Origin of the sequence: Fuscovulum sp., assembly GCA_035192965.1 — a bacterium.
Classification (GTDB): Bacteria; Pseudomonadota; Alphaproteobacteria; order Rhodobacterales; family Rhodobacteraceae; genus Paragemmobacter.
The window spans coordinates 1,893,281-1,920,155 of the sequence record CP136571.1 but is presented as its reverse complement, the minus strand read 5'-3'; the positions used below and the strand labels follow the sequence as shown (position 1 = coordinate 1,920,155).

20 protein-coding genes are annotated in these 26,875 nt (G+C 66.3%); 11 read left to right on the top strand and 9 right to left on the bottom strand.

Annotation, left to right across the window (positions count from 1 at the left end):
• Window positions 1-201: 201 nt before the first annotated feature.
• Window positions 202-8,592: a glucoamylase family protein gene (locus tag RSE12_09420; protein WRH64518.1), complete on the bottom strand. Its 8,391-nt coding sequence runs from the start codon at window positions 8,590-8,592 to the stop codon at window positions 202-204.
• Window positions 8,589-8,804 carry a hypothetical protein gene (locus RSE12_09415; protein ID WRH64517.1) on the bottom strand — a complete coding sequence of 72 codons (216 nt, stop codon included), beginning with the start codon at window positions 8,802-8,804 and terminating at the stop codon, window positions 8,589-8,591. Before RSE12_09415 ends, RSE12_09420 begins: the two co-directional genes overlap by 4 nt.
• A 307-nt stretch (window positions 8,805-9,111) precedes the next feature.
• Between RSE12_09415 and RSE12_09410 the strand changes: the two genes are divergently transcribed.
• Both RSE12_09410 and RSE12_09405 read left to right on the top strand, forming a co-directional pair.
• A complete protein-coding gene (locus tag RSE12_09410) occupies window positions 9,112-9,999 on the top strand; it encodes a sugar phosphate nucleotidyltransferase (protein WRH64516.1) in 888 nt (295 codons plus the stop codon).
• 234 nt (window positions 10,000-10,233) lie between these two features.
• Complete coding sequence (locus RSE12_09405) at window positions 10,234-11,253, top strand: hypothetical protein (protein WRH64515.1); 1,020 nt, start codon at window positions 10,234-10,236, stop codon at window positions 11,251-11,253.
• Between the two features lie 168 nt (window positions 11,254-11,421).
• Here the strand turns inward: RSE12_09405 and RSE12_09400 are convergent, their stop codons facing one another.
• Entirely contained in the window at window positions 11,422-11,619 is a 198-nt protein-coding gene (locus tag RSE12_09400; GenBank protein ID WRH64514.1) for a CsbD family protein, read from the bottom strand.
• 483 nt (window positions 11,620-12,102) lie between these two features.
• Here RSE12_09400 and RSE12_09395 point away from each other — a divergent pair, with 483 nt between their 5' ends.
• The 6 genes from RSE12_09395 to RSE12_09370 all read left to right on the top strand — a co-directional run bounded on the left by RSE12_09395 (window position 12,103) and on the right by RSE12_09370 (window position 16,407).
• Complete coding sequence (locus tag RSE12_09395; protein ID WRH64513.1) at window positions 12,103-13,194, top strand: AI-2E family transporter; 1,092 nt, start codon at window positions 12,103-12,105, stop codon at window positions 13,192-13,194.
• A gap of 62 nt (window positions 13,195-13,256) precedes the next feature.
• Window positions 13,257-13,685 carry a CopG family transcriptional regulator gene (locus RSE12_09390; protein ID WRH64512.1) on the top strand — a complete coding sequence of 143 codons (429 nt, stop codon included), beginning with the start codon at window positions 13,257-13,259 and terminating at the stop codon, window positions 13,683-13,685.
• A 62-nt stretch (window positions 13,686-13,747) separates the two neighbouring features.
• Window positions 13,748-14,941: a PHB depolymerase family esterase gene (locus RSE12_09385; protein ID WRH64511.1), complete on the top strand. Its 1,194-nt coding sequence runs from the start codon at window positions 13,748-13,750 to the stop codon at window positions 14,939-14,941.
• Window positions 14,942-15,095: 154 nt separating this feature from the next.
• Window positions 15,096-15,347 (top strand): GlsB/YeaQ/YmgE family stress response membrane protein, encoded by a 252-nt coding sequence (locus RSE12_09380; protein WRH64510.1) that lies wholly within the window; start codon window positions 15,096-15,098, stop codon window positions 15,345-15,347.
• Between the two features lie 35 nt (window positions 15,348-15,382).
• Window positions 15,383-15,889: a YidB family protein gene (locus RSE12_09375; protein ID WRH64509.1), complete on the top strand. Its 507-nt coding sequence runs from the start codon at window positions 15,383-15,385 to the stop codon at window positions 15,887-15,889.
• 32 nt (window positions 15,890-15,921) lie between these two features.
• Window positions 15,922-16,407, top strand: a complete 486-nt coding sequence (locus RSE12_09370; protein ID WRH64508.1) for a ferritin-like domain-containing protein — start codon at window positions 15,922-15,924, stop codon at window positions 16,405-16,407.
• 56 nt (window positions 16,408-16,463) lie between these two features.
• Here the strand turns inward: RSE12_09370 and RSE12_09365 are convergent, their stop codons facing one another.
• The 6 genes from RSE12_09365 to RSE12_09340 all read right to left on the bottom strand — a co-directional run bounded on the left by RSE12_09365 (window position 16,464) and on the right by RSE12_09340 (window position 23,007).
• Window positions 16,464-17,357, bottom strand: coding sequence for a transglutaminase family protein (locus tag RSE12_09365; GenBank protein WRH64507.1), 894 nt, complete (start codon window positions 17,355-17,357; stop codon window positions 16,464-16,466).
• Window positions 17,358-17,544: 187 nt separating this feature from the next.
• Window positions 17,545-18,015, bottom strand: a complete 471-nt coding sequence (locus RSE12_09360) for a hypothetical protein (protein WRH64506.1) — start codon at window positions 18,013-18,015, stop codon at window positions 17,545-17,547.
• A 59-nt stretch (window positions 18,016-18,074) separates the two neighbouring features.
• Window positions 18,075-19,295, bottom strand: coding sequence for a glycosyltransferase (locus RSE12_09355; GenBank protein ID WRH64505.1), 1,221 nt, complete (start codon window positions 19,293-19,295; stop codon window positions 18,075-18,077).
• Window positions 19,292-20,419 (bottom strand): glycosyltransferase, encoded by a 1,128-nt coding sequence (locus RSE12_09350; protein WRH64504.1) that lies wholly within the window; start codon window positions 20,417-20,419, stop codon window positions 19,292-19,294. The genes RSE12_09355 and RSE12_09350 overlap by 4 nt, the downstream gene beginning before the upstream one ends.
• A complete protein-coding gene (locus tag RSE12_09345; protein WRH64503.1) occupies window positions 20,416-21,393 on the bottom strand; it encodes a glycosyltransferase family 2 protein in 978 nt (325 codons plus the stop codon). Before RSE12_09345 ends, RSE12_09350 begins: the two co-directional genes overlap by 4 nt.
• Window positions 21,394-21,642: 249 nt before the next feature.
• Window positions 21,643-23,007 (bottom strand): four-carbon acid sugar kinase family protein, encoded by a 1,365-nt coding sequence (locus RSE12_09340; GenBank protein ID WRH64502.1) that lies wholly within the window; start codon window positions 23,005-23,007, stop codon window positions 21,643-21,645.
• 102 nt (window positions 23,008-23,109) lie between these two features.
• Here RSE12_09340 and RSE12_09335 point away from each other — a divergent pair, with 102 nt between their 5' ends.
• The 3 genes from RSE12_09335 to RSE12_09325 are packed head-to-tail and all read left to right on the top strand — an operon-like array spanning window position 23,110 to window position 26,844.
• Window positions 23,110-23,940 carry a phosphogluconate dehydrogenase C-terminal domain-containing protein gene (locus RSE12_09335; GenBank protein ID WRH64501.1) on the top strand — a complete coding sequence of 277 codons (831 nt, stop codon included), beginning with the start codon at window positions 23,110-23,112 and terminating at the stop codon, window positions 23,938-23,940.
• A 13-nt stretch (window positions 23,941-23,953) separates the two neighbouring features.
• Window positions 23,954-25,600: a hypothetical protein gene (locus RSE12_09330; protein WRH64500.1), complete on the top strand. Its 1,647-nt coding sequence runs from the start codon at window positions 23,954-23,956 to the stop codon at window positions 25,598-25,600.
• The gene (locus RSE12_09325; GenBank protein ID WRH64499.1) at window positions 25,597-26,844 is read left to right on the top strand and encodes a ribulose-bisphosphate carboxylase large subunit family protein; all 1,248 of its coding nucleotides are present in this window, start codon (window positions 25,597-25,599) and stop codon (window positions 26,842-26,844) included. The genes RSE12_09330 and RSE12_09325 overlap by 4 nt, the downstream gene beginning before the upstream one ends.
• Window positions 26,845-26,875: the final 31 nt, after the last annotated feature.

Here is a 26,875-nt window from a genome sequence, read left to right as displayed (position 1 = left end):
GTTCCGAAAGGGATCGTCAAAGCGGGGGAAAGTCGGCCGGGATGGCGCCAAGGCCATCCCGGCCACGATATCTGGCACCCAAGCACCAATATCCGAACGGAGGTGGGACAGGGAATTGCCTCCGTTGCCGAACCAACCCGGAGGCGGGGATTCGGTTCCCTGAATTTGCGCATTCCCTGGATGAAATCGGCGCTGGCGCTGTCAGCCTGCGGGCGGGCCCAATGTCAGGCGCAGATGCGTGACACCGGGTTTCAGGCGCAGGTGGAAGGGGCCGCCTGCATGAGGGAGCGGGCGGCGGTCCAGCGTGGCGAGCGCGATGCCGTGTCCGCCGTGGACGGGATTGATCACCTCTACCTCCACCCGCGATTGGGCGTGGCGGAGGGTCAGTGTGACGCCGGGCCAATCGGGGGGAAGGCAGGGATCGAAGATCAGCGTGTCGCCTGCCCGCGTGAGGCCGAGGATGCCTTCGATCCCGGCGCGATACATCCAGCCGGCCGAGCCGGTATACCATGACCAGCCCGCCCGCCCCGCATGTGGGGCGACGGAATAGACATCTGCGGAAATGACATAGGGTTCGGCCTTGTAGCGCAGGGCATCGGCGGGGGTGCGGCTGTGGTTGATCGGGTTGAGGAGCGCGAATAGCGCCGCCGCCTTGTCACCCTGCCCCAGTTTGGCATGGGCGAGAATGGCCCACATGGCCGCGTGGCTGTACTGGCCGCCGTTTTCGCGCAGACCCGGCGGGTAGCCTTTGATGTAGCCCGGATCGCGCGGGGTGCGGTCGAAGGGCGGGGTGAAGAGGAGCGCCAACCCCGGATCAGGGCGGATCAGGTGGTGATCGACGGATGCCATGGCCTGCGCTGCGCGGGCCGGATCGGCAGCGCCCGACAACACCGCCCAGGATTGGGCGATGGAATCGATCCGGCATTCATCGGACTGGTCGGATCCCAGCCATGATCCATCATCAAAGGTGCCGCGCCGGTACCATGCGCCGTCCCAACCCACGGCCTCGATCGCGGCGCGCAGGTCTTCGGCATGGGCGCGCCAGCGGGCGGCGCGGGCGGGGTCGCGGGTATCGGCCAGCGGGGCCATCATGCGCAGGGTGGCAATCAGCAGCCAGCCCAGCCAGAGGCTGGTGCCCCTGCCCTGTTCGCCCACGCGGTTCATCCCATCGTTCCAGTCGCCGGTGCCGATCAATGGCAGGCCATTCTCGCCCGTCAACGCGATGGCCTGATCCAGCCCGCGCGCGCAATGTTCGAACAACGTGGCAGTCTGATCCGACAGGTCGGGTTGATAGAAGGCGTCATGCTGGCCGGGGGGGACAGGCGGGCCTTCGAGGAAGGGAAGCGGTTCGTTCAGGATGCCTGCATCCCCCGTCACGGCCACATAGCGCGCAACGCCAAAGCCCAGCCAGACCCTGTCATCCGAGATATGGGTGCGCACGCCCTGCCCGGAATGGGGCAGCCACCAGTGCTGCACGTCGCCTTCGGGGAATTGGCGGGCCGCGGCGCGCAAAAGGTGTTCGCGCGTCATGTCGGGGCGGGTGAAGGTCAGCGCCATGCCATCCTGCAACTGATCGCGGAAGCCATAGGCGCCGCTGGCCTGATAAAAGCCCGCGCGCGCCCAGATGCGGCAGGCCAGCGTCTGATAGAGCAGCCAGCCGTTGAGCAGGATATCCATCGCACGGTCAGGCGTTTTCACCTGCACCGCGCCGAGGATGCCGTCCCAATGGGCGGCGATGTCGGCCTGCATCGCATCAAGGTCCGAGCTGCGGTGGCGGTGGATCAGGTCGCGGGCGGACTCGATCGTGTCGGCCTGTCCCAGAAGCAGGCGCAGTTCCACGCTCTGCCCCGGCGCAAGGGTGACCACGCATTGCTGCGCGGCACAGGGGTCAATCCCCGCCCCCAACCGCCCGGAGAGCGGCTGCCCGCGCAGGCCGCGCGGATCGGCCATGCTGCCGCCCGGGCCCATAACCTCGGCCCGGTCGCAGGTGAAGCCGGTCGCCTGCGCGCCGATATCGGCAAAGGCGACACGGCCGGGAAAAGCCATGCCATAGGGATTGCGCGCCATGAGCGCGCCTGTGTCCGGGTCGCGTTCGGTGGTGATATGGGGCGCGGTGGTGCTGCGCGCGGGGCCGAGAACCCATTCGGCGTAGGTGGTGACGGACAAGCGGCGGGGGCGGTTGCTGCGATTGTGCAGGGTGAGCCGCGTGATGCGGAGCGGGTCTTGCAGCGGAACGGTCTGCACCATCCGCGCCGCGATGCCCTGCGCGGTGTGGTCAAAGCGGGAATAGCCAAAGCCGTGACGCGCGGTATAGGTGCCGCCCCCGCGCATCGGCAGGGCGGTCGGTGTCCAGAGTGCGCCACTGTCGAGATCGCGGAGATAGACCGCCTCGCCCGGGGCATCGGTGACGGGGTCGTTGGACCAGGGGGTCAGCTGGTTCTCACGGCTGTTTTCGGCCCAGACCGGGCCGCTGCCTTCGGCCGAGGTGAGAAAGCCAAAGGCGGGGTTGGCCACCACGTTGATCCAGGGCGCGGGGGTTGTCGCGCCGTCTTTCAGGATGGTGACATATTCCCGGCCATCGGCGGCAAAGCCGCCCGTGCCGTTGAAGAATTCGAGCGCCGGGGTTGGATCACCTGCGACCTCATCCACCATCACGGCGCGCAGCGGGATCGGGGCGGGCAGCAAGGGCGGCAGCGCCTCGATCTGATGGCCGATATCGCCGCGGCCTGCCACCAGAACCACCCGCGCCACGGCAAGGAGCAGCGCCCGCGCCTCGGGTGTGATGAGATCGGTGCGCAGGGCGTGGACGGCACCCTGTGCCGAGCCAGCAGCGCGCGGACGGCTTTGCGCCATGCGCACCGCCGCCTCGATCCCGGTCTGAAGATCCTGCACGTATGAGGAAGACCGGTCATTGAGAACCACCAGATCCACCGTCAACTGACGCGCGCGCCAATATTCATGTGCGGCAAGGATTTGATGGACCTGCGCCAGATCGGCGGCATCGTCGATCAGCATCAGCACGATGGGCAGATCGCCAGATATGCCAAAGGGCCAAAGACCGGATTGCGGGCCAGCCCCTGCGATGATGCGCGAGGACCGGCTGCGCAGGCGCGGATCGGCCCGCAGCAGGAAGCCGGCGAGGGTTTGCAGATCGGCAGCCTGCGCATTCGAAATGCCAAGGTGGCGCAGTTGGACCTGCGCCTGCGTCCAGGCCAGGGTGATGGCACGGCCAAAGGCCGACGGGTCGCGGTGGCGGTCGACCATATCCAAAAGCGCGGTCGGGCTGTCTGCGACCATGGTCCAGAATGCCACGCGCACCCGCCCGCCCGGCGGCACCAGAACACGACGGCGGATGGCGAAGATCGGGTCCAGCACCGTTCCGGTGGTGCCCGACAAGGGGGCATCAGCCATGGCCGGGCGGGCCAGCGTTTGCCCCCGCCCGATGAAACGGGCGCGGTCGGTTTCCACCTGCATCGGGGCCGTCTCCTCGCCTTCGACCACGGCGATATGGGCGGCCCAGACTTCGGCCTCTGACGGGCTGCGACGGCGGCGGGTGGCGATCAGGACGCCCAGTTCGGGCATGTATTCGGAGACGACAAACAGCTTGGAAAAGGCGGGATGCGCCAGATCGGACGCCTGCGGGGCCAGCGCCAGTTCAATGTAGGAGGTCAGGTCGATCTCTCGCGCGCGGCGGCCTGTATTGGTCAGGGTGACGCGCCGCGCCTCGGCATCGTCTTCGGCGGAGACGACGATTTCGGTGGTGGTGGTGAGTGTCCGGGCGCGGCAGGTGAAGGTGGCCTGATGTTCGCTGAAGACCGTCATGTGCTGGCCGCTGCCGGCACCCAGCGGCTGAGCGCCGGAGGACCAGCTTTCCCCGGCCTGCACGTCGCGCAGATAGACGAAGGAGCCAAGCGCATCGACCGAAGGGTCGGCCCGCCAGCGGGTGATGGCCAGATCGTGCCAGCGGCTGTAGCCTGCGCCCGTCGGCGTGAGCATCACGCCATAGCGGCCGTTCGACAGCAGATGCCCGGTCGGCGTGGCCAATTGGGGCGTATCGAAGCGGCGCACCTTGGGGGCGTCGGTCGGATCGGCGGCGGTGACGCGCACCTCGCTCGCGCGGGGGCGGGCAGTGGCCACATCGCGCGGCACGCGTTCTTGTAGCAGCAGGTCAACCGCCTGCACCATGGGCACGGCGTGAAAGCGGGCGCGCAGGCGGCCTGATTGCACGGTGTTGGCGATGGCGGTGATGGTCATGCCCTGATGATGGGCCATGAAGCTGCGCACGATCACGGCGGTTGCGCCCTGCGGCACGCGGTCGGGGGTGAAATCGACCGCCTCGTAGAACCCGTAACGGCCTTCGGCCCCCATTGCGGCAAGGCGGGTGAAGTTCGCCACGGCAGCGGCAGGGTCGACCATGGCGGCAAGCCCGGTGGCATAGGGGGCAATCACGCGGTTCTGGCCCAGCCCGCGTTTGAGCCCCAACCCCGGCACGCCGAAGTTGGAATATTGGTAAGTCATCTCCAGATCGCGGGCATTGTAGGCAGATTCCGATATGCCCCAGGGAATGCCCAGCACGCGGCCATGGTCCTGTTGGCGGGCGACGATCAGCGCGTTGGTCTGGGCCAGCACCGATCCTTCAGGCGCGCGCATCACGAGCGAGGGCATCAGATATTCGAACATCGACCCCGACCATGAGATCAGTGCTGCACCGTGCCCCATCGGCGTGGCGCTGCGGCCCAGACGGAACCAGTGTTTGGTGGGCACGTCCTGTTTTGCGATGGCAAAGAGGCTGGCCAGCCGGGCCTCAGACGCGAGAAGGTCATAGCAATTCGGGTCGCGCATGTTGGTGGCAACGGAAAAGCCGATGGAGAGCAGTTCCTTTTCCGGGTCGAGCAGGAAGGCGAAGTCCATGTCCTGTGCGAAACGATCGGCCAGATCGGCCACGGCCAAAAGCCGTGCGCGACGGTCTTCGGCCATGGGTGGTGCAGCGAGACGTGCGAGAATGGCGGCGGTCCAGAGGGCGGCATCGTTTGCACCATCGGCGGACAGGCTTTCGGCATGGGCGGATTGGGCCAAGGCGGGAAGCAGTGCCTCGTCCCCCGCATCAAGCGCGGCTTGCAGGGCGATGAGGGCGGGACAGGGTTGACCTGTGCCATTCCATACGGCGCGGGCGACGGCGGCGGTGTCGCGCAGACCGTCAAGCCGGGCGGCATCGTCCGGGCCGCTTTGCGCCCAGTCGCGGCAGGCGCGCGCGACGCAGATCAGATGGCCTGCCAGATTGCCGCTGTCGACCGATGATACATAGGCCGGGTCCAGCACGCGCAGATCGGTGGTGTCGTACCAGTTGTAGAAATGGCCCCGAAAGCGCGGCATCCGGCCCATGCGTTCCAGCGTCTGTTCAAGCCTTTGCAAGGTATCTGGTTCCGATATCCAGCCCATATCGCGCGCGGCAACGGTGGAGAGGAGATAGAGTCCCATATTGGTGGGCGAGGTGCGGTGCGCCACGGCGGGGATCGGGATTTCCTGAAAGTTGTCTGGGGGAAGGAAGTTTTCCGCCTCGGTCACGAAATGCTCGAAAAAGCCCCATGTCCGGCGGGCGATGCGGCGCAGGGCCTGCGCCTCGGTCCCGGTCATGGGGGCGATGGCGCGGGGGGCGGCGGGTTGGCTGATGCGGGCGGCGATGGCCGGGGCGGCGGCCCAGAGCAGCGCAAAGAGCAGCAGGATAGGCCCTACGGCGGGGTTGATCCAGAACGCGAGGGCAAGGGTGCCAAGGCCCAGCGCGACCCCACCCGCCATGCTGCGGAACCAGCCTGTCAGGCTATGGCGGCGGGTGGCCCCGGCCTCGGCCGCCGTCATCCATTCGAGCAGGTGCCGGTGTGAAAGCGTGATGCGGAACAGGCTGCGCAGGATCGCATCGCCCATCAGCCAGGCCTGATCGGCCAGAAAGACCACGTTCAGCGCGATCTGCATGCCCGCCGTCGCCGCATCGCGGCCGAGGGCGCGGAAGTGCATAGGAAGGCTGATCCCGGTGCGGTGGGGCAAGATGGCATGGGGCAGGCCCAGCAGACGCGGCATGGCCATGATCACCAGCAGGGCCAGTGTCCAGACCGCCGCGACGGGCAGAGGCATCAGCCATCCGGCAAAGAAGGCGGCCAAAGTCAGCGGGGCCAGCAGCGAACGGCGCAGGTTGTCAATCATCTTCCAGCGCCCGATGGCGGGAATGGTCTTGTCGCGGGCAATCCAGGGCAGCAATTGCCAGTCGCCGCGCACCCAGCGGTGCTGCCGCTTGGACGCGACATCAAGCCGGGCGGGGAAATCCTCGATCACCTCGATGTCGGACACCAGCGCCGCGCGGGCAAAGATGCCTTCGAACAGGTCATGGCTGAGCATGGTGTTGTCGGGAACTCGGCCTTCCAGCGCGGCGGTGAAGGCGTCGATGTCATAGATGCCTTTGCCGGTGAAGGAGCCTTCGGCAAAGAGGTCCTGATACACGTCGGACATCGCGGCGGCATAGGGTTCGATGCCGCCGATGCTGGCATAGGTGCGGCGGTAGATGGACGCCTCATCCCCGATGGGCAGGGCGGGTGTCACGCGGGGTTGCAGGATGCCGTGGCCCTCGACCACCCGCTGGGCGGCAGGGTCAAGACGGGGGCGGTTCATCGGATGGGCCATCTTGCCGATCAGGGCGCGCAGAGTGTCGCGCGGCAGGCGGGTATCGGCATCGAGCGTGACGACAAAGCGCACGTCGCGCGGCACATCGGCGGTGCCGGTGACAAAGCCAGTGTCGGTGGCCCCGCGCAAAAGGCGGTTAAGTTCCACCAGCTTGCCGCGTTTGCGTTCCCATCCCATCCATTTGCCTTCGGACGGGTTCCAGAGGCGGCGGCGGTGCAGGAGCAGAAAGCGCGGGCCATCCTCCATCGGATAACGGCTGTTCAGATCGGCAATGGCGGATTGGGCGAGTGCGATCAGCCCGTCATCCTGTTCGGTGCGTTCGGTTTCGGCATCCGGCCCGTCGGAGAGCAGGGCGAAATGGACCGCGCCGCTGATGCTGGAGAGGTGATGGACTTCAAGCTGTTCGATCTGGTCCAGCAGGACGGATTCTTCGCTGAGCAGCACCGGAACCGCGACGAGGGTGCGCAGATCGGCGGGCACGCCACCCGCAAGCTGCATCCCCGGTAGGGGCCGCGGCGCGACAGAGCGGGTGACCACGTCATTCACGAGGGCAGTGGCAAGTTCGCTGGCCGGCCAGAGTGCAAGCAGCGCGGCGGGCAGCATGGCCCAGCCCGGCAATCCGGCGGCGAGCAGGAGGGCTGTGACCACGGCCCCGGTCAGGGCCGCGATGGCGGCGAGATAGGCGGGCAATCCCCCCTGCCCCACCAGGCGCATCAGCCGTTGGCGCAGCTTTGGCCGATAGCCCAGCGCCTGTTCCAGCGCACGACGCCCACCGCCGATGAGGGCGTGGCCGGGATCGCGCGCGCGGTCGGTGCGGCCCTCGTCAGCCATACGCAGGGCGGCGTCGGTGACGGCAAGTTCATCACCGGACGAGCCGCGCGCCAGATCCTCGATCGCGGTGCGATAGGCGTTGCGGGTGGAGAAATCCATCGCGCCGAAATCGCCGGCTTTGTTGAGGCGCGCATCGACGGGGCTGACATCTTCGAAGAAATCGGCCCAGTCGAGTTCAGAGATGATCCGCATCGATGTGACGATGTTGCGCATCGTGACGTTGGACGCCCCTTGCCGGTGCAGGACGCGTGCGACCACATCTTCGACGGATGTTTCCTGACGGCGGAGGCGATCTTCGAGCCAGCCGTGCAGCGGGGTATCCACGGGATCGAGCCCGCGCAGGCGACGCGCCACCTGTGCGGCGAAGATTTCGTCAAGCGGTGCGCTGTCATGGCCCACTACGGCCAGATGCAGCGGAACGGCAGGCCCACCGATGCCAGACACGCTGTCGACCAGCGCATCCGCCATGCTGCGCTGATGCTGGGCACCGACGATCTGCACGGCAAGGCGGCGCATGTTTTCCACCAGCACGATGCGCAGGGTGATGGCCACGGCCCAAAGCTCGCCGATCTGAAGGGGGACGACGCGCTGATAGGCCTGCACGAAACGGCGCAGGACAGGGCCAGCGATCAGGCTGTCGGTATGGGCGACATAGGCCCAGGCGAGGCCAAAGACGCGGGGGTATCCGGCGAGATGGCCTTCGGCCAGTTTCGGCAGTTGGCGGTAGTAGCCTGGGGGTAGATCTTCGGTGATCTGGCGCAGTTGCAGTTCCACGAGGTGGAAGTTGTCCAGCAGCCATTCGGCGGCCGGCGGCACGGCCTTGCCACGGCGTACCACCTCGGCGCTGTCGAGATAGACATCGAGCAACACACGGACGTTGTCGCGCAGCCGGCGATGCAGGCTGGGGACACGGAGGCCCGGCTTGCCCAACCGCTGCGCGGCGGCCAACGTTTCGGCGTGGTGTTCCAGCCGTTCGGTGCCAAAGAGATCCGACCGGATCGGGGTGGGATCGTTCCAGTCGGCTTCGGCCCAGTCCGCTTGGGACCGGTCAGACCAGTGGCCGAAGGTCAGGGCCTGCGGCCACCTCACCCTGCGACACGCGCGGCGGTTTCATCCGGCGCGCGGCCTGTGGGGATATCGGGCCGATCCTGCGGGGCGCTGTCCGGGCCGATGGTTGGGCCGATGGTTGGGCCGGGATCAAGTTGCGAACCGTCGCCGCCTGAGGGCGCGCGCGTGGTACCGCCCTGTTGCAGGCGGCGGGCCATTTCGTGCCATTTGGTTTCAATCCGGTTCCAATTCATCGACCGCTCCTGTTCTGAACTATGGGCGCAATCGCCGGGTGAATGCAGGCACGCCGCCGGACGCCCGGGCCGTGGGGCAAGGTGCGTTCGGGGCGGGTTCGGTGCATGCAGCGGGATGGGAACGCAGGCAGGGGCGGTCTGGTTCCCGCAGATCGCGCGCGGCGCGTGCGTTTGTCACATGCGGGTGATCTGGCCGCGACGCGCGGAACGATCCGGCGCATCGGACGTTGACCGGTCTCTGCACCCACCCTTGCCGGACCCCAGACCGGCCCCGCCGCAAGGCGGCCCAACTGACCGGAGCTCTGCCATGCCCATATCCATCCGCACCGTGATCATTCCCGCCGCAGGAAAAGGCAGCCGCCTGTTCCCGCTGACCAAGGTGGTGCCCAAGGAACTGTTGCCGGTGCATGACCGGCCCGTGCTGCAATTCGCGCTGGATGAGGCGGTGGCAGTTGGGGCAGAGCGGATTGTCATCGTGATCCACCCCGACAAGATGATGATCCGCGATTATGTGATGCGCGCAGAGGATACGCTGCGGGCCTTGCGCGGCGAGGGGCAGCCTGCCCCGGTGCAGGCGCGTGTTGCGGTTGGCGTGCCGGATGGGATCGAGGTGATCTTTGCCATGCAGGATGAGGCGCTGGGGCTGGGCCATGCGGTGCTGTGCGCGGCACCATTTGTTCTGCCGGGACGTGTGGGCGTGATCCTGCCCGATGACGTGATCCTTGGGGCACCCGCGCTGGCGGAAATGGCAATGGCCTATGTGGGGGGCCACATGATCGCGGCCATGAGCGTGCCTGTGGCCGAGACGCCGAAATACGGCATCTTTGTTCCTCAAGGGCCGACCGAGGGCCGATTGGTGCGCGCCTTGGGGATGGTGGAGAAGCCGGCGCTTGGACATGCGCCCTCCACGCTTGCGGCGGTGGGGCGTTATATCCTTGATCCGGCCATTCTGGCGGGGTTACGCGACACGCCCGCCGGGCGCGGGGGCGAGATCCAACTGACCGATGCCATTGCCAGCGACGCGCGCCATGTGCCGCTGATGGCCTGTCGGTTTTCAGGCGAGCGGCATGATTGCGGGTCATTCGAAGGGCTGGTCGGGGCCGGGGTGGCACAGATGCGCGCCAATGCACAGCACAGCGCACGGGGCGTGTCCGATGCCGGGCTGGCGCTGCGCCAGCGCGAAACGGCCGCCTGAAAGGGCGGCGTTGCCCCGGGCGCGGCTGGGTTGGCGATCAATCGCGCCAGCCCACCGCCGGGAACCCATCGGGACATGGTGCGTTATCCCGGCATGAACTGCGCCCGGAGGCGGCGCAGGATGTGAAGGGATTTCAAGATGAACAGCATCATTTATCTGGTCGGCCTTGTGGTCGTCGTCATGGCGGTTCTGTCGCTTATCGGCCTGCGCTGAGCAGCGGGAGAGGGACGGATCATGGAACGGACAGAGGCAATGACGCAGGCTTCGGGGCCTGCTGTGGCGATTGACGGGGCCTATATTGATTGGGCGGCCGTTCTTGGCGGTGGCGTGGTCGCAGTGGCGGTGGGGTCGGTCTTTACCGGCTTTGGCGCGGCGCTGGGACTGTCGACGATTTCGGCCGAACCGGGCGAGGGCAGTTTCAACGTGATGGTCATCGTCAGCGCGTTGTGGATCGTGCTGTCGCTGGTGGCCAGCTATGCGACGGGCGGCTACATCGCCGGGCGGATGCGGCGGCGGCTGGAGAAAGCCAGCGCCGATGAAGTGACCGCGCGGGACGGGATCAACGGGCTGGTGGTTTGGGGTCTGGGAATCGTGGCGTCGGTCTTTCTGCTGGGCGCGGCGGTATCGGCCACGGCGACGGCGGTCGGATCAGCGGCAGGTGCGGCCGGATCGGTCGTTGGCGCGGTGGCAACGACGGCCGGTTCGGTTGTGGGCGGCGTGGCCGAAGGGGCCATGGCGGCAGCCGGAGCGATGATGCCCGAGGAGATGACGCAGAACCCGGTGGATTACCTGAGCGATGCGCTGCTGCGCCCTGCACAGGTGGCGACGGGGACCGGCGATCCGGCTGATGCAGCGCGGGCGAGTGCCGCGATCCTGGGCAATGTGGCGGTGACCGGCGAAGTGACCGATGCCGAACGCGCCTATCTGATCAGCGCCGTGGTGGCCACAGCGGGCATTCCGCAGGCCGAGGCCACGACGCGGGTCGATGAGGCGATCACAGCGGCGCAGACGACGCGGACCGAGGCGATGCAGCTTGCCACCGATGCCAAGGCTGAGGCAGACCGACTGGCGCAGGAAGCCACCGATGCCGCTATTGCGGCAGCCGAGGTGGCGCGTGTTAGCACGATCCTGACCGCGTTCATCCTTGCGGCGGCGGCGCTGGTGGCCGGGGCGGCATCCTATGTCGGCGCGGTGCGCGGCGGGCGTCACCGGGATGAAGGCCGCATCTTCGGCGGCTTTGCCTATCGCGGCTAAGGCGGGCGGCACTATCTGACAAGCAAGGCGGGCCGCTGGGAACAGCGGCCCGCCTTTTCTTTTGTCCGGGATCATAAGCCCGGACATGAAAAAGGGCCGCCCCGGCAAGGGGGCGGCCCGATCCGGGGGATCGGCCGGGGAGAGCCGATCAAACCCCGATCGTCGCGCTTAGTTGCGCGCGCTCCATTCGTCGACCTGACGCTCGGCCTCTTCCTTGGCGATGCCGTACTTTTCCTGAACCTTGCCAACCAGCTGGTCCCGCTTGCCGGCCATCGTGTCCAGCTCGTCATCCGTCAGCTTGCCCCACTGCTCTTTGGCCTTGCCGCTGAGCTGCTTCCACTTGCCTTCGATCTGATCCCAATTCATGCGTCGTCTCCTTTTTCCGGCGCGGGCCGTTGTGGCCGCGCTTGATGCCCGACCATCGGCCGGGCGGAAGAGAACGGAACGCGACTGCCTGACCATTCCCTGCCGGGCATCGCGCCGTTCCCTGTTGGATATAAGGACTGGGCGCGGCCTTGGTTCCATTCGGGCGGAAATTCGCCGCACCGTCGCGGGTGCTTGCCGATTGGGAGGTTTGCATTGGCAAAGCCTTGCCGGTCGCACAGGCATGCGGTCGATATGGACGGCGGGGCGGAACCTGATCATAGTGAGGGCGTTCTTGTCTGTGTTGTTTGCGGTTTCGCCCGACACGCCCTGCCCCGCCGCGCCGTGATGCGCGCCTTCCCCGACCCGACACCTTTCCGCCTTCTCATGGCACCTGCGCCCAGCCGGGACCTGCGTTCATTGGAACGATCCGGCGCGGGCGGTGCGATGGATTTCGATCTCTCTGCCTCAGACAGGACCCTTGCCATGACCGATGATCTGCCAGCCATACGCCGAACCCTTGGTCTGATCCTGCTGGTTCTCCTGACGATGGGTTTGTATTTCGCCAAGGATGTGATCCTGCCCCTGCTGATGGGCACGCTGCTGGCGCTGACGCTGAGCCCACTGGTGCGGTACATGAACCGGTTCGGGCTGGCCCCGGTGGTGACGGCCTCGGCCCTGATCGCGCTGGTAGGGCTGATCATCGCGGGGGCGGCGCTTTTGTTCAGCGGCCCGGTGTCGGCATGGATCAGCGATGCCCCGGCGTTAGGGGCGGAGTTGAAGGCCAAGTTGCAGGGTTTTGCCAATTCGCTGGCCATCGTGCAGCAGGCCTCGAACCAGGTGGAGCAGTTCACCAATGGTGTCGCCGATCCGAATGTGCAGCGCGTGGCGATGGAATCGCCGGGGTTGCTGACCATGGCGGTCAGCAACGTGGCGTCGGTGATGGCGACGACCGTGGTTACGCTGGTGCTGGCGCTGTTCCTGCTGGCGTCGGGTGATCTGTTCTATGTGAAGCTGATCGAGGCCTTTCCCCGCTTTGGTGACAAGAAGCGGGCGCTGCGGATCGTTTACGGGATCGAGCGGAGCGTGTCGCGCTATCTGGCGGTGGTGACGGTGATCAACATGGGGTTGGGCGCTGTGGTCGGGTTGGGGATGTGGGCCATCGGGATGCCACAGCCCTTGGTCTGGGCCGTGATGACGTTTCTGGTGAACTACCTGCCCTATATCGGCCCGCTGTTCGGCGCCGGGCTGGTAACGGCAGTGGCAATTGTCAGTTTCGATCATCTGGGACAGGCGGCGCTGGCCCCGCTGGTGTTTCTGACCGCCACCACGATCGAGGGGCAGTTCGTGACGCCCGTCATCCTTGGGCGGCGGCTGGAGTTGAATACCGTTTCGGTCTTTGTGACGGTGGTGTTCTGGGCTTGGCTTTGGGGGATTGCCGGGGCGCTGATGGCGGTGCCGTTCCTCGTTTGTCTGAAGGTGATCTGCGACAATGTGGAGGCGATGAGCACGCTGGGGAACTTTCTGGGGGCCGAGGCTGTGGCACCGGTGGAGAATGGGGCGGGCAGTCAGGTCTGACGGGTTGCAATCTGGGCCAATTCATCCATATAACATCCAAGTGGATGGTATATGGAACGCAAATGCCGAAATCAGCCCTGCCCTCCCTGCCGCAGGCAGGAAAACTGCCCGAGTCGGAAAAGATCACCATCAACCTTGGTTTTGTCGATCTTGGGCAGATCGATTTGCTGGTGCGCGAGGGTTTCTATTCCAACCGCAGCGATTTCATCCGAACCGCGATCCGCAACCAGATCGACCGCCATGCCGAGACGGTGCGGCAGGTGGTGACGCGCAAGAGCGTACATCTTGGCCTGCGCCAGATCACGCGGGCAGAGCTGGAGGCGGCGCAGGCGGCGGGAGAGAGGCTTGAACTGCGCGTGCTGGGGCTGGCCGTGATGGATACGGATGTGACGGCAGAACTGGCGCGGGCGACCATTCAAGGATTGACGATCCTTGGCGCGTTTCATGCCAGCGAGGCCGTGAAGGCGGCGCTGGCCGACAGGATCGGCTGATCCCGGCAAGACCTGACACGATGCCCGGGCACCGGGATCGACCCATTCAAGGAATGCACCACATGACCACCCCCTTTCAGCGCGACATGGCCCGTGCCACCGAACTGACCCGCAGCGGAAAGTTGCAGGAGGCGACCGCCCTGATCCGCCGCTTGTTGCAGGGTGAGGGTGCATCGCCGGAGGGCACACATGCCGCGCAGATTGCGCCGGATGATGTGATCGAGGGCGCGTTCACCCGGCTGGAAGACGCGCCAGCCCCTGCGGATGCGCCAGTGACTGAAGCCGCAAAGGCCAAGCCTGCCAGGGCCAAGCGCGCCGCGCCGGTCAAGACGGGGTTGGCCGAGACGCTGCGCAAGATTGCGGCGGGCGGGATGCCTGCGCATGGGCCGCTTGCCTCTGCCCCGCCGGTGGCTGACGGCGCGGCGTTTCTGTCGCTTTCCTATCGGTCGCCGCAGGGGAGCCGTGAGTATCGGCTTTATTTGCCTGCCCATCGGCCTGCAGGCCTGATGCCGCTGGTGGTGATGCTGCATGGCTGCACGCAATCGCCCGAGGATTTTGCGCGGGGCACGGGGATGAATGCATTGGCCGAGGAATTCGGGTGCCTGATCGCCTATCCGGCGCAGCCTGCGGGGGCCAACGCGCAGAAATGCTGGAACTGGTTCCGGCCCGAGGATCAGGCACGCGGACGCGGCGAGACGGCGCTGATTGCAGGCCTGACGCGGGAGATACAGGCCAATTACCCGGCCGATCCGGCGCGGACCTATATCGCAGGACTGTCGGCGGGGGGTGCGGCGGCAGCGCTGGTGGCGGCGGCCTATCCCGATGTCTTTGCCGCCGTGGGTGTGCATTCCGGCCTGCCCGCGCAGGGTGCGCGCGACATTCCGTCGGCCTTTGCGGCGATGCGCAGCGGCACAACGGGGGCGCCCCATGCGACGGCCTTGCCGACCATCGTTTTTCACGGGCTGGCCGATGCCACGGTGCATCCCGCCAATGGCGCGGCCAGCCTTGCGCAGGCGCTGCCTGCCATGCCCGCCCTGCGCCGCAGCACGCGCAAGGGCACCTCGCCCGGCGGGCGGGCGCATCGGGTGACGGAGCACCGCCATGCCGATGGCCGCAGCTTTGCCGAACATTGGGAGATCGAGGGCGCAGGCCATGCCTGGGCGGGCGGGGACGCGGGCGGCAGCTATACCGATCCGGCAGGACCGGATGCATCGGCCCAGATGCTGCGGTTCTTCTTGCAGCACAAACGGGCCTGAGGGCGGGTTTCCCTGTCCCCTCTGGACCGCTGCCGCCATAGGCGGTTCGCCGCCCGTTGAGGGCCTTCTGTCAGAAATCCGCATCTGCGGGGGAACGTCTGCACCGGGCGGGCGTTTCCCTTGCACATGCGGAAACGACCGACAGGAGCCCATCATGGGAATTATCTGGACCATCATCATCGGCTTTGTGGCCGGGGTCATCGCCAAGTTCATCACGCCGGGCGACAATGAACCGTCGGGCTTTATCCTGACCACGTTGCTGGGTGTGATCGGGGCCTTTGTGGCCACCTATCTGGGCCAATCGCTGGGCTGGTACATGCCGGGCCAAGGCGCGGGCCTGATCGGGGCCGCTGTCGGCGCGATCATCGTGCTGTTGGTTTGGGGAATGGTGCGCAAGCGCGCCTGACCCTTTCCGAAGCCTGAGGAAAAAGGAACATCGACATGTCGAAATCAACACCATCCCTGATGGCCTTGCTGGGGCTTGTAGCCTTTGCCGGATACCAGAACCGCGCGCGCATCGCCGATATGCTGGCTGATGCGCGCCAGAACCGCGCCGGCGCCGATGGCACTACGCCCGAGCAGGGGGGCTTTCTGGCGGAGATCGGGCAGATATTCCAACCCGGCCCGTCCGGTGTAGCCACGGCTGGCACGGGTTTTTCCAGCACGGGCCTTTCTTCGGCGCTGCGCGATCTGAAGGACCGCTTCACGGCAACCGGTCAGGGCGAGGCGGCGGAAAGCTGGATCTCGACCGAGGCGAACCGTCCGCTGAATGTGGAGGCGCTGGAGGCCGCGCTTGGGCCAGAAACGCTGGACGATCTCGCCCGCAAGACCGGCATTTCGCGCGCGGAGCTGCTGCTGCGGTTGAATGTGGCCCTGCCCGAGGTCGTGGACAGCATGACACCTGAAGGCCGCCTTCCCACCGACGGCGGCACGCAATTCAACCTCTGATCCCATCAATTCCGTCCAGAAAGGACATTCCGATGAAAACCCTAGCCGAAGCGTTCCACCACACCCTGCAAGACATCTATTATGCCGAACAAGCGCTGACCAAGGCCCTGCCGAAAGTGGCAAGCGCGGCCAAGAACACCGAGTTCAAGGCGCTTGTCACCGAGCATCTGGCGGAGACCAAGGAGCAGATCAAGCTGCTGGACAAGGTCTTTGCCGCGATCGGCGAAAAGGCCGCTGGCGTGAAATGCGATGCCATGGACGGTCTGATCAAGGAAACCGATGGCATCATCAAGGACGCGTCTGGCGTGGCGCTGGATGCCAGCCTGATCGCCGCCGCGCAGGCGGTCGAGCATTACGAGATCGCCCGTTACGGCACGCTGCGCGAATGGGCAAAGGTGTTGGGTCATACCGAGGCGCATGATCTGCTGAGCCAGATCCTTGATATGGAAAAGGCCGCCAATTCAAAGCTGACGGGTCTTGCCGTGACGGCTGTGAACGTATCCAGCAAGGCGGCGTGATCGCCTGACAACGGACCGGAAAGAAGGCCGCATCCCATGGGTGCGGCCTTTTTCGTTCAGGCCGCGCGGGCAGAAGAGGGAAAGACCAAGGGTTCGGCCACCGGGCGGGTTTGCAACAGGTCGACGATCTGCGCGTCGGTCAGGTCATCGGCAAGTTTGTCGGACCAGACGCGGAACAGCGTCAGCTTATGCAGGCCAAAGGAGGTGATCATCGCCACATCCGAAGCATCCGATCCGCGCACCATCAACACGCGGCCCATGCGGGGCGTGTTGTAGCGCGCATCGAACGTGTGCCAGCGATGATCAAGATAGACCTCGAACCAGGCGCAGAAATCGCCTGGGCCGGAATAGGGGATGCCAATATCACCCAAGTATCCGCTGGCATAGCGGGCGGGGATATTCATGGCGCGGCAGAGCGCGATGGCCAGATGGGCGAAATCGCGGCAGACGCCGGTCTTTTCGCGAAACACCTCGGACGCGGTCTTGCTGGCGCGGCCGAACTGGTAGCCAAAGGTGACGTGGCGATGCACGAAATCGGTGATCGCCTGCACCCTGCCCCAGCCTTCCGGAAAGCCCGCGAACAAGGCCCAGGCCTGTTGCAAAAGGTTATCGCTGTCGCAATAGCGGCTGGGGATGAGGTGTTGCAGCACGTCATCGGGCAGGTCCGGGATCGGGTGCTGGCGCGCCTGCGGCCATTGCGGATCGGGCAGACCGTCCACCTCGATCGCGAAATCGGTCCAGAGCCGGGATTGCCCGGCGGGGGCGACGATGCGGGTGATGGCATTGCCGAACCTGTCGAGATAGCGGTGCGTGGCCGTATCGGGGGCCACGCGGACATGGTCCTGCCCGATGATGCGCCCTGCCCCATCGCCATGGCTGGACAGGGCCAGAAGCATGGGCACCGGGACGGGGCTTTCCAGTTCGATCTCGAATCCGCAGCGGATCAGCATGTCAGCAGCCCTGTCTTCATTTGTCCGGCGTGCGGCCAGTCTAACCGCATCTGCAAACGCGCGACCAGCAGGTTGCGTTCCAGCCTGCCCCTTTGCCGGGGGTGAGGGTGGGTGGCCTGCCTGCAAATGAGGCGAAAAGGGCCGGGATGGGATGCGGTAGGGCTACTGAGGTGGAAAGCGCAACCAGTCAGGTTGCATCCGCCACATCGCCAAAGCCTTGCGGGATGCGCCGGGCGGGATCGCCGGACAGGCCCGCCTCTGCCATCAGATCGCTGGCCATCAGGTCGGTGTTGGGGCCTGCGGCCATGATATGCGCCCAGATATCGCGCGCCGCCGGGGCGATGCGGGGCTGCGTCACAGCGCGGGCAGTGTGCAGCCAGACGGTCAGGCCATCGCTGCTGTCATAGGCGCGGGCTTTGCGCAGGTCGGCGATGCGCGTCTGGGCAGCAGCGATGAACCGAGTGATGGCAGCGGGTTTCCACGATGCCAGATGATGCAGGTCCTGCCCTTCGGCGAGATAGGACACCTCCCAGAACCGGGCGGTGGCAGCATAGCTGTCGCGGATATGCGGCTTGGCACCGTCCAACCGGTCGGCCATGGCGCGTGCATCATCCACCAAGGCGGCGATGGCCTTTTCCTGCTTCCAGTCGCTGAACATCGGGGCTCCTTCTGTGCGGGGCCAAGCTAGCAGGTGGTGGGGGGCAAGGCCACAGGGGGCTAATGCCGCCCGGGCGCGGGGGTGGGCGGGCCCAGCGATGCAAGTGCGGTGGCGTAGCTGGCGACGGCGCCTGCGACGGAATACTCGCGCAGGCCGATGGCGTGGCAGGTCTGGCGCAGCGCCGCGCGGGCGGGAAGGACAGTGTCGACGATCCAGGTGAGGGTCTGATCCAGTTCCCCCGGCTCGGCGGATCGGAAAACACCTTCCGCAGCAAGATCGGCCGTGTTGCCAACGCCGGGCGTGCCAATGACGGGCAAGCCCGCCAACAGGTATTCGCCCATCTTGATGGGCAGCACGGCGCGGGTGGAAAAGGCGGGCAGCCGCAGGGCAAGGCCCAGATCGCAACCGGCCAGTTCGGCGGGAACGTCTTCGGGGCGCGGCGCGCGCAGGTCGATCCAATCGGCCTGAAGCAGGCCGCGGTGGGCAAGCTCGGCCTGCACGGCATCGGTGGCCTGCGAGATCACGCGAAAGCGCAGGTCGGGGACGCGGGCGCGCAGGCGTTGGGCCACATCCAGCATGTCGGGCAGGCGGTATTGCGCGCCGATGGAGCCGCAATAGCACAGCACGGGTGCGGCATCGGGCCGGGGTGCAGCCAAGGCGTGGATGAAGGGGGCGGGGTCGACACCGTTCGACACCAGATGGCAGCGATCCGCCGTCAACCTGCCCCCGGCCCGGGCAAGCAGGATGTCGCGCGAGGCTGCGGTGCGGGTCAGAACCGTGTCTGCACGCAGCAGCATCTGCATCTCGATATCGCGCAGGAAGCGATAGGTCAGGCTGGTGGGCGAGAGGCCGGTGAAATCCACCCGCTCATCGGCATGAAGGCCATCGGCATCGAAAACGACGTTCAGCGCCGCCTGTTCTGCCGCCCGCAGCCGCAGGACGGCCAGCGCGGGTAGCAGGCTGCGCGGCATGAGCGTGTCGATCTGCCAATCTGCCACCGCGCGGCGGATTGCGCGCGATCCGAGGATGGCCGTCAAGGATGGCCCCAGCGGCCCACCCCGCCGCAGGATGATCTGCGCGCGGTAAGGCACGCCCGCCGCATGGCAGAGATCGGCCCGGTGCTGGATCAGGGCGGGTTCGCCCCAGCAGAATTGCAGGACATGCGCGCGGTAGCCCCGGTCGGCCAGACCGGCGAGAATGGGCAGAAACAGGCGTTCGAGATAGTTGGTCTGGGGACCGTCCCAGGTGATGAACAGGATGTTGCGGACCGCCGGTTTCATCGCGCCCCCTGCTTCTGTTCGCGTGCCTGAGAAAGCGCGCCATACAGCCGGTCGCAGGTCTGCATGTAGATGGCGGGGCTGAAACGCGCGCGCACGCTTTGCGATGCCGTCTCGGCAATGCGGGACAGCGCGGCTTCGCCTAAGGCGAGGGCGGATTGCACCGCCGCCGCCAGATGCGGCGCATCGGGGTGCGCCAGCAGCCAGCCGGTTTCGCCATGGTCGATGATTTCGGGGGTTCCGCCTACCGACGTGGCGATCACGGGGATGCCCGCGGACATTGCCTCGCAGATCGCAAGGCCAAAGCCTTCGGTCAGCGAAGGTTGCAGGAACAGGTGGCATCCCGCCAGCAGATCAAAGGGCTGGGGGTGGAAGCCTTCAAGAAACACACAATCCGACAGGTGCAGGTTGGCGATGCGGGCGGCCAGCGCGGGGCGCAGGCTGCCATCGCCCACCAGACGCAGGCGAAAGGCAAGACCCCGGTCGCGCAGAAGGGCCGCCGCCTCGACCACGGCCATGGGGTTCTTGACCGGCTCCAGCCGCCCGACAAAACCCAGTTCCACCCGGCCTTGCAGGGGGGGAAAGGGACGGAAGGACTGCGGCTCGAACGGGTTGTGGATCACGGTGATCGCGTCGGCGGGGGCTTCGCCCTGTTCCTGAATGGCGGCCTTGACCGCGTGCGAGATGGCGACCACCCGGTCGGCGTGGCGATAGATCGCGGCAAAGACGCGGCGCGCCTTGGGGGAATGGCGGGGGATGCCGATTTCTTCGCTGATCACGACCGGCACAGCGGCAAGGCGGGCGGCAGGGATGCCGTGGAAATTCGCCTCGGCCCCGTGCAGATGCACGATCTGCGGGCGGGTGCGGCGCAGGTGCCGCCAAAGCGCAAGCACCGCGCGGGGCGATGGGATGACCACCGGAACGCCCAGAGCATCGGCCCGGCCCGACAACGCGCGGATATCCTGCTGCACTGCCCCCCCTGCCCCGATAGCCAGAAAATCATGCGCCCATTCCGACGCAGCGGCATGGGCCGCGATCAACCGCATCTGGGATTCGACACCGCCGAAATCAAGCGCGGTCAGCACATGCAGAACGCGGCCTTTGGGATGTGGCGCGGGCTGGGTCACGGGCGGATCATGTCCTTGACCGCGCTTTGCCAGCCGGAAAAGGGCGCATAGCCCCCCTTGATCCAGAAGCGCAGGATATGGAACCAGCGGGTGCTGCGTGAGGTGGCCAGCAGGTGCAGCCTGCCGCGATAGCTGTTTTCCTCGGCCGTGATGAAATCGCCTGCCGCCTTGATGCGGGGGCCCATCCCGATGGCGCGCAGCCGGGGTTCCGTATCCGTCAGCCAGCGGCGCAGGATCGACAAGCGGATGAGGTGGGCCTCCCACGCCACAACCGGTGAGGCGAGGCCGGATTTCAGCACAAGCTGCGTGCGGCTGACGCCGTTGGGATCACTGAGCAGCCATTGGGATTCATTCGATCCGTGGCGGCGGTAGAGTTGCAGCGGTTCCGACAGGATCCGCCGCGCGCCCAGCACTTCGCAGGTGTCCCCGATCCAGCCGTCATGGGTGAACACGTCCGCCGGGAAGGGAAACAAGGTTTCCAGCATGTCACGCCGGATGGCGGCGCAGCATCCGGCGATGAAGCGCTTTTCACCAAAGCCGGTGGCGCGGATCGTGCCAAGCTGCGTCACGCCGCTGTGGTTCAGATCGCCGTCAGTGATGATCATGTCGTTGATCGTGCCCATGAGCGCGGGGTCGGCCAGAAATTCAGCCTCGACCCGGCCCAGTTTGGCGGGCAGCCAGACATCATCCTGATCGCTGAGAAAGACCACATCGCCCGAACAGAGCGACAACGCCTTTTCGAAATTGCGCACGAAGCCGAGGTTGGTTGTGTTGCGTTCGATCCGCACGGCAAAGGGGGCGGTGGCGGCGAAGGCGTGCAGGATATCCATGGTGGCATCTGACGAGCCGTCATCGCAGACCACCAGCTCATCCGGCAGCCGGTCCTGTGCGGCGAAGCTGTCCAGTTGCTGCGGCAGGAAGCGGGCGCCGTTATAGGTGGCCATCGCGATCGACAGGCGCAGGGATTGGGCCATGGTCATGCCCTTTTGCAGCGCAGCACGGGGCGAGAGCCGCCGGCAAAACGAACAGGCGCGGCGCGGTGCGGGATGCGCGAAGACGGCCTGACGGGACGAAGGGTCAGCGCGAACCTCGACACAATAACCGACACTTCCTAATAGGTGTTAACAACGCCGCACCGTTGCGGGAATCCACCAGAAAATCAAGGGCAATGTCTGGCTGTCACCATCTGGTCTAGTCGCGGTGCGGGCGAATGGGGGATGGCGTCAGGCGCGGGGGCCGCCCCCGGCGCGGATCCAGCCGAAGTAATCCTCTGTCCCCATCTGGCCGCCTTTCAGCGCAATCTCCAGCCCGTCATGCGGGCCGGTGCCATGGGCCGCACAAAGCGCCGCGCCGGGGATGGTGGGCGCGCGGGCGACAAGGGCCTGAAGGCCAAGTTGCCGCATCCCGTGGCCGGACGTATCACCGCCCGAGATCACCGCGCGGCGCAGGGCGGACTGCCGCAGGACGCGGTCAAGGATGCGACCCAGCGCCTCGCCTATGCTGCGATTGGCGGCCTCAGTGGACAGGTGGCTGGCTGAGAGGGCGGCACGGAAACGGGCGACGGCGGGATCGTCCTGCCCGGCGGCAGAGTGGATGAGCGGGCTTTGCCCGCCCGCCGCCGCCTGTAGGGCAAGGGCTGTGACACGGGTTTCTTCGGCCGCGAGGGTGGCGGAATCGGCGCAGACCGCCGCCGCATCAAAGGGGATCAGGGCAAAGCCGTTCGCCCCCGCCCAAGCCAGTTGCCGGGCAGTGACCGGCGAGACGGAGCCGGACACGGCGGCAATCTGCGCCACTGCCCCGGCAGTGGGGGCCGGGGGCGGCGCGGCGATCATCCCCGTCTCTTGCCAGTGGCGGACCAGCGCGTATTCGATGCCCTGGCTGCCCACGACCAGCCCCATCCGCTGCCGGTTCTGCCAGATCAGGCGGCCTATCGTGGCGTCGCTTTTGGCATCGACACTGTCGATCGACAGGATGCGCGCGCCTGCGGCAAGGGCAGCCTCCAGCCGCGCATCGGCATCGCCTGCCAGCGATTCAAGGTCGATCAGCGCCGAGGGCAGGTCTGTCTGCGCCGCAAGATGGCGCAAAAGATCGGCTTCTGCCATTGGCGTGACCGGGTGATGCGCCATGACAGGGTGCCGGTCGAGGCGAAAGACCCCCTCTGCCGTGCCTGCGAAAAGGTGGCCGAAGGACTGATAGCGGCGCATGGCGGGGGCGGCAGTCACCATCGGCACGGCGGCCGAGGGGCGGACGGTCAGCGCCACCTCGATCGCGCGGCCGATGCTCCCCACATGCGGTGCGGAATCGAAGGTGGAGCAGATCTTGTAATGCAGCAGCGGCGCGCCGAGGGCGTGCAGCCAGCGCAGCGGTGCGGGCAGATGGGTGGCCATCCAATCCGGCCCATGGCTGCGGGCGGTGGTGGCAATGCCAATGCCCGCCACGCCCGCAAAGCGCGCCGCAAGCGCGGGATCAGGGATATCGGTGAACAGGACAGCGGGCAGGCCGGCAAAGGCCAGCACCTCCATCACTGCTGCGGAGCCGGTGAAATCATCGCCCAGCCATGCCAGCAGAGGCGTGTTCGTGTCTGCCAAGGGCCACCTCCTGCGTGTCGACGTCGTCCTTGACTTGACCCGTATCTTATTATGAGGTCATACCAGTTGACCATCAACCCACTGCATTAGGAAAGTGCTGCGATGACAAGAATTGCGTTGTTCGGTGCGGGGGGAAAGATGGGGATGCGGCTGTCGCTTAACCTGGCGAAGACGGATTTCCATGTGTCCTATGTCGAGGTGAACCCGGCGGGGCAGCAGCGCGTGAAAGAAGCCTGGGGGGCGGATTGCGTGCCGGCCGAGGCGGCGGTGGCCGATGCGGATGCGGTGATCCTTGCGGTGCCGGACACCCATATCGGGCGTGTCGCGGCCGAGGTCGTGCCAATGCTGCGCCCGGGCACCATGGTGGTGGTTCTGGATGCGGCGGCACCCTTTGTGGGGCATCTGCCGGAGCGGGCCGATATCAGCTATTTCATCACCCATCCCTGCCACCCGCCGATCTATAACGACGAGGTGACGCCAGAAGGAAAGGCCGACCATTTCGGCGGCATCGCGGCCAAACAGGCCATCGTCAACGCCCTGATGCAGGGCCCGCGCGAGCATTACGACTTGGGTGACCGGATCGCGCGGGCGATCTATGCGCCCGTGATGCGCAGCCATGAGGTGACGGTGGCGCAAATGGCGATGCTGGAGCCGGGGCTGTCGGAGACGGTCGCGGCGTCGCTGATGACGATCATGCGCGAGGCGATGGATGAATGTGTGCGCAGGTCCGGTGTCAGCCATGACTGCGCACGCGATTTTCTGCTGGGGCATATGAACATTCTGGGCGCGGTGATCTTTGAGGAACGCGTGGGGGTGTTTTCAGACGCCTGCAACAAGGCGATCCAGTTCGGGATTCCGGTGCTGATGAAGGACGACTGGAAGCGCGTGTTTGACTGGGACGAGATTACCGAAAGCATCAAGCGCATCACCTGACGGCGGGGACAAAATGACAGTCGCGCAGCATCTGACGGCCGGGCCGATCAGCGCGGAATTGCGCGAGGGCGGGTTGGGCGCGGTGACCTTTGGCGGGGTCGAGGTGCTGCGCGGGCTGACCTATCCGGTGCGCAATGCCGATTGGGGCACGCATCTGACAACGCCCTTGTTCGAGGAAATTGGCCAAGACCACCTGACCCGCCATTTCGCCTGCCGGGAAGGGGTGTTCACGGGCAGGTTCCATGTCACGCTGACGCCTGATGCGCTGATGGCCGAGGTGGAGATTACCTTTCCCAAAGCGGCGCGCATCAACCGGGCGGGGTTCACGCTGTTGCATCCAATCCGGGGGGTGGCCGGATCGGCGCTGCATCTGCGCCATCCGGGTGGCGCGGTGACGGACACGGTCTTTCCCGCGCTGATCAGCCCCGGGCAACCGGCCCGCGACATTGCGGGGATGCGGCATGTGGTGGATGGGGTCGAAGTGGACATCGCCTTTGACGGCGAGGTGTTCGAGATGGAGGATCAACGCAACTGGTCGGATGCGTCGTTCAAGACCTATTGCCGCCCGCTGTCGCTGCCCCGGCCCTATGACGTCGCGGCAGGCGCGGTGGTTCGGCAACGGGTGACGCTGGCGCTGCGGGGCATGGGCAGCGTGCCGGTCGTAGCGGAGGCTGCGCCTGCGGTTGAGGTGCGGATGCCGCAGGTGATGCTGGCACATGAGCCGGGGCTGTCAGACAGCGCGGCGCTGGCCGCGTTTGCCGGGGTGCCGGTGCAGTTCCGGATGGAGCGGGCCACGCCTGAGGGCGACCTTCGGGCCATGGCAACGCCAGGGTTGGCGGCGCTGGAGATCGTGTTCGATGACCTGCCCGATCTTGCCGCGTTGATCGCCGCCGCGCAGGCGGCGGGTCTGCAGCCCGACCGGGTTACCGCCCTGCCCCGCCCCTATCTGAAAAGCCATCAGCCCGAGGGGCCTTGGCCCGCCGGGGCGCAGCCGCAAGACGCCCTGCCCCTTCTGCGCGCGGGGTTTCCGGGCGCGTTGGTGGGGGGTGGCAGCCTGACGAATTTCACCGAACTGAACCGGTGTAGGCCCGATCCGGCGGCGATGGATTTCGTGACATTCGGCAACACGGCCATTGTCCATGCCGCCGATGACCTGTCGGTCTGGCAGACGATCGAAGCGCTGCCCGACATCCTTGCCACGGCGCGGGCGATTGCAGGGGAGAAGCCGCTGCATCTGGGGCTGGTCTCCATCGGGATGCGCTGCAACCCCTATGGTGATGCAGTGGCACTGAACCCGGATGGTCTGCGCCTGCCCATGGCAATAGACGATCCCCGCCAGCCCACAGGATTTGCCGCTGCCTATGCCGTGGCGGCGCTGGCCGCAGCGGCGCAAGCGGGGGTGGCAAGCCTTGCGCTGGCCATGCCGGACGGGCCGCTGGGGGCGAAGGGACCGCTGGCCGATGTGATCCGGCAGGCGGCGGCTATGGCGGGTCGGATGGTGCGCATCCGCGCTATGGGCGGGGTTGTGGTGATCGAGGCGGGCGATATGGGGCTTGCCGCCAATTGTACCTCCCGGCCCGTCGCAGCAGTGCCGGGGCTTTCCCCAATACCTGCCGAAAGCGCAGTTCTGCTTGATACGCAAAGGGACGCAAGGCCATGACCGACAGATTCGAAGCCGACTACATCCTTGAGACGGCGATCCCTGTCGAAGCCGCAGCTGCGACGATTGCGGGAGAGCAGTCTTCGGGCACCTTCATGGCGGTGCCGGGTGAGACAGAGGCGCTGAAGGCGCGATCCGCCGCACGGGTGGAGCGGATCGTCGACATGGGCGATGTGGCGGGCCCCGCCCTGCCGGGGGCCGCACGGCCGGAGGCACCGCATCGGCGGGCGCGCATCACGCTGTCCTGGCCGCTGGCCAATACGGGCATGAGTTTGCCCAACATACTGGCCACAGCCGCAGGCAACCTGTTCGAGTTGAACTGCGTGGCGGGATTGCGGCTGACGGATCTACGCTTTCCGGCATCGCTTGTCGCGGCCAGCCCGCGCCCGGCCTTTGGCATCGACGGGACGCGGGAACTGTCCGGTGTGCGGGGGCGGCCGCTGATCGGGACGATCATCAAGCCGTCCATCGGGCTGACGGCGACGGAAACGGCGGCTATGGTCGATATGCTTTGTGCCGCAGGTATCGACTTCATCAAGGATGACGAGTTGCAGGCCGATGGCTCTGTGTGCCCCTTTGACGACCGGGTGCGTGCGGTGATGGCGGTCATCAACGCCCATGCCGAGCGGACGGGAAAGAAGGTGATGTATGCCTTCAACCTGACCGGTGAAGTAGACGAGATGCGGGCGCGGCATGATCTGGTGCTGCAGCACGGCGGCACCTGCGTGATGGCCAGCGCCAATTCGGTGGGGCTGACGGGGATGCTGGCGCTACGTCGGCATGCGCAACTGCCCATTCACCTGCACCGCAACGGATGGGGATACCTGTCGCGTCATCCCGCGCTGGGGTTCGACTATCCGGCCTGGTCCAAGCTGTGGCGTCTGGCGGGGGCGGACCACATGCATGTGAACGGCTTGCGCAACAAGTTCTGCGAGGGGGATGACAGCGTGCTGGCTTCGGCCCGGTCGCTGATATCGCCGCTGTCGGCGGACAATCCGGGGATCACCATGCCGGTGTTTTCATCGGGGCAGACGGCCTTGCAGGCCTTTGACACTTGGGCGGCTTTGCAAAGCCCGGATTTGATCTTTGCCGCCGGGGGCGGGATCATGGCGCATGCGGATGGGCCAGCCGGGGGCGTGCGGTCATTGCAGGATGCTTGGGCAGCGGCGATGGCGGGGCTTACACTGGCGCAGGCGGCGAAGGACAGCCCGGCACTGGCGGCGGCGCTGCGGACCTATGGCTGAACCGGGGACCTGACCGCAAGGGAACGGCGGG

Bases quoted from the DNA above. Each gene is read 5' to 3' on its own strand.
- RSE12_09415 (WRH64517.1), bottom strand. From the start codon at position 8,804: ATGAATTGGAACCGGATTGAAACCAAATGGCACGAAATGGCCCGCCGC.
- RSE12_09410 (WRH64516.1), top strand. From the start codon at position 9,112: ATGCCCATATCCATCCGCACCGTGATCATTCCCGCCGCAGGAAAAGGC.
- RSE12_09405 (WRH64515.1), top strand. From the start codon at position 10,234: ATGGAACGGACAGAGGCAATGACGCAGGCTTCGGGGCCTGCTGTGGCG.
- RSE12_09400 (WRH64514.1), bottom strand. From the start codon at position 11,619: ATGAATTGGGATCAGATCGAAGGCAAGTGGAAGCAGCTCAGCGGCAAG.
- RSE12_09395 (WRH64513.1), top strand. From the start codon at position 12,103: ATGACCGATGATCTGCCAGCCATACGCCGAACCCTTGGTCTGATCCTG.
- RSE12_09390 (WRH64512.1), top strand. From the start codon at position 13,257: ATGCCGAAATCAGCCCTGCCCTCCCTGCCGCAGGCAGGAAAACTGCCC.
- RSE12_09385 (WRH64511.1), top strand. From the start codon at position 13,748: ATGACCACCCCCTTTCAGCGCGACATGGCCCGTGCCACCGAACTGACC.
- RSE12_09380 (WRH64510.1), top strand. From the start codon at position 15,096: ATGGGAATTATCTGGACCATCATCATCGGCTTTGTGGCCGGGGTCATC.
- RSE12_09375 (WRH64509.1), top strand. From the start codon at position 15,383: ATGTCGAAATCAACACCATCCCTGATGGCCTTGCTGGGGCTTGTAGCC.
- RSE12_09370 (WRH64508.1), top strand. From the start codon at position 15,922: ATGAAAACCCTAGCCGAAGCGTTCCACCACACCCTGCAAGACATCTAT.
- RSE12_09365 (WRH64507.1), bottom strand. From the start codon at position 17,357: ATGCTGATCCGCTGCGGATTCGAGATCGAACTGGAAAGCCCCGTCCCG.
- RSE12_09360 (WRH64506.1), bottom strand. From the start codon at position 18,015: ATGTTCAGCGACTGGAAGCAGGAAAAGGCCATCGCCGCCTTGGTGGAT.
- RSE12_09355 (WRH64505.1), bottom strand. From the start codon at position 19,295: ATGAAACCGGCGGTCCGCAACATCCTGTTCATCACCTGGGACGGTCCC.
- RSE12_09345 (WRH64503.1), bottom strand. From the start codon at position 21,393: ATGGCCCAATCCCTGCGCCTGTCGATCGCGATGGCCACCTATAACGGC.
- RSE12_09335 (WRH64501.1), top strand. From the start codon at position 23,110: ATGACAAGAATTGCGTTGTTCGGTGCGGGGGGAAAGATGGGGATGCGG.
- RSE12_09330 (WRH64500.1), top strand. From the start codon at position 23,954: ATGACAGTCGCGCAGCATCTGACGGCCGGGCCGATCAGCGCGGAATTG.
- RSE12_09325 (WRH64499.1), top strand. From the start codon at position 25,597: ATGACCGACAGATTCGAAGCCGACTACATCCTTGAGACGGCGATCCCT.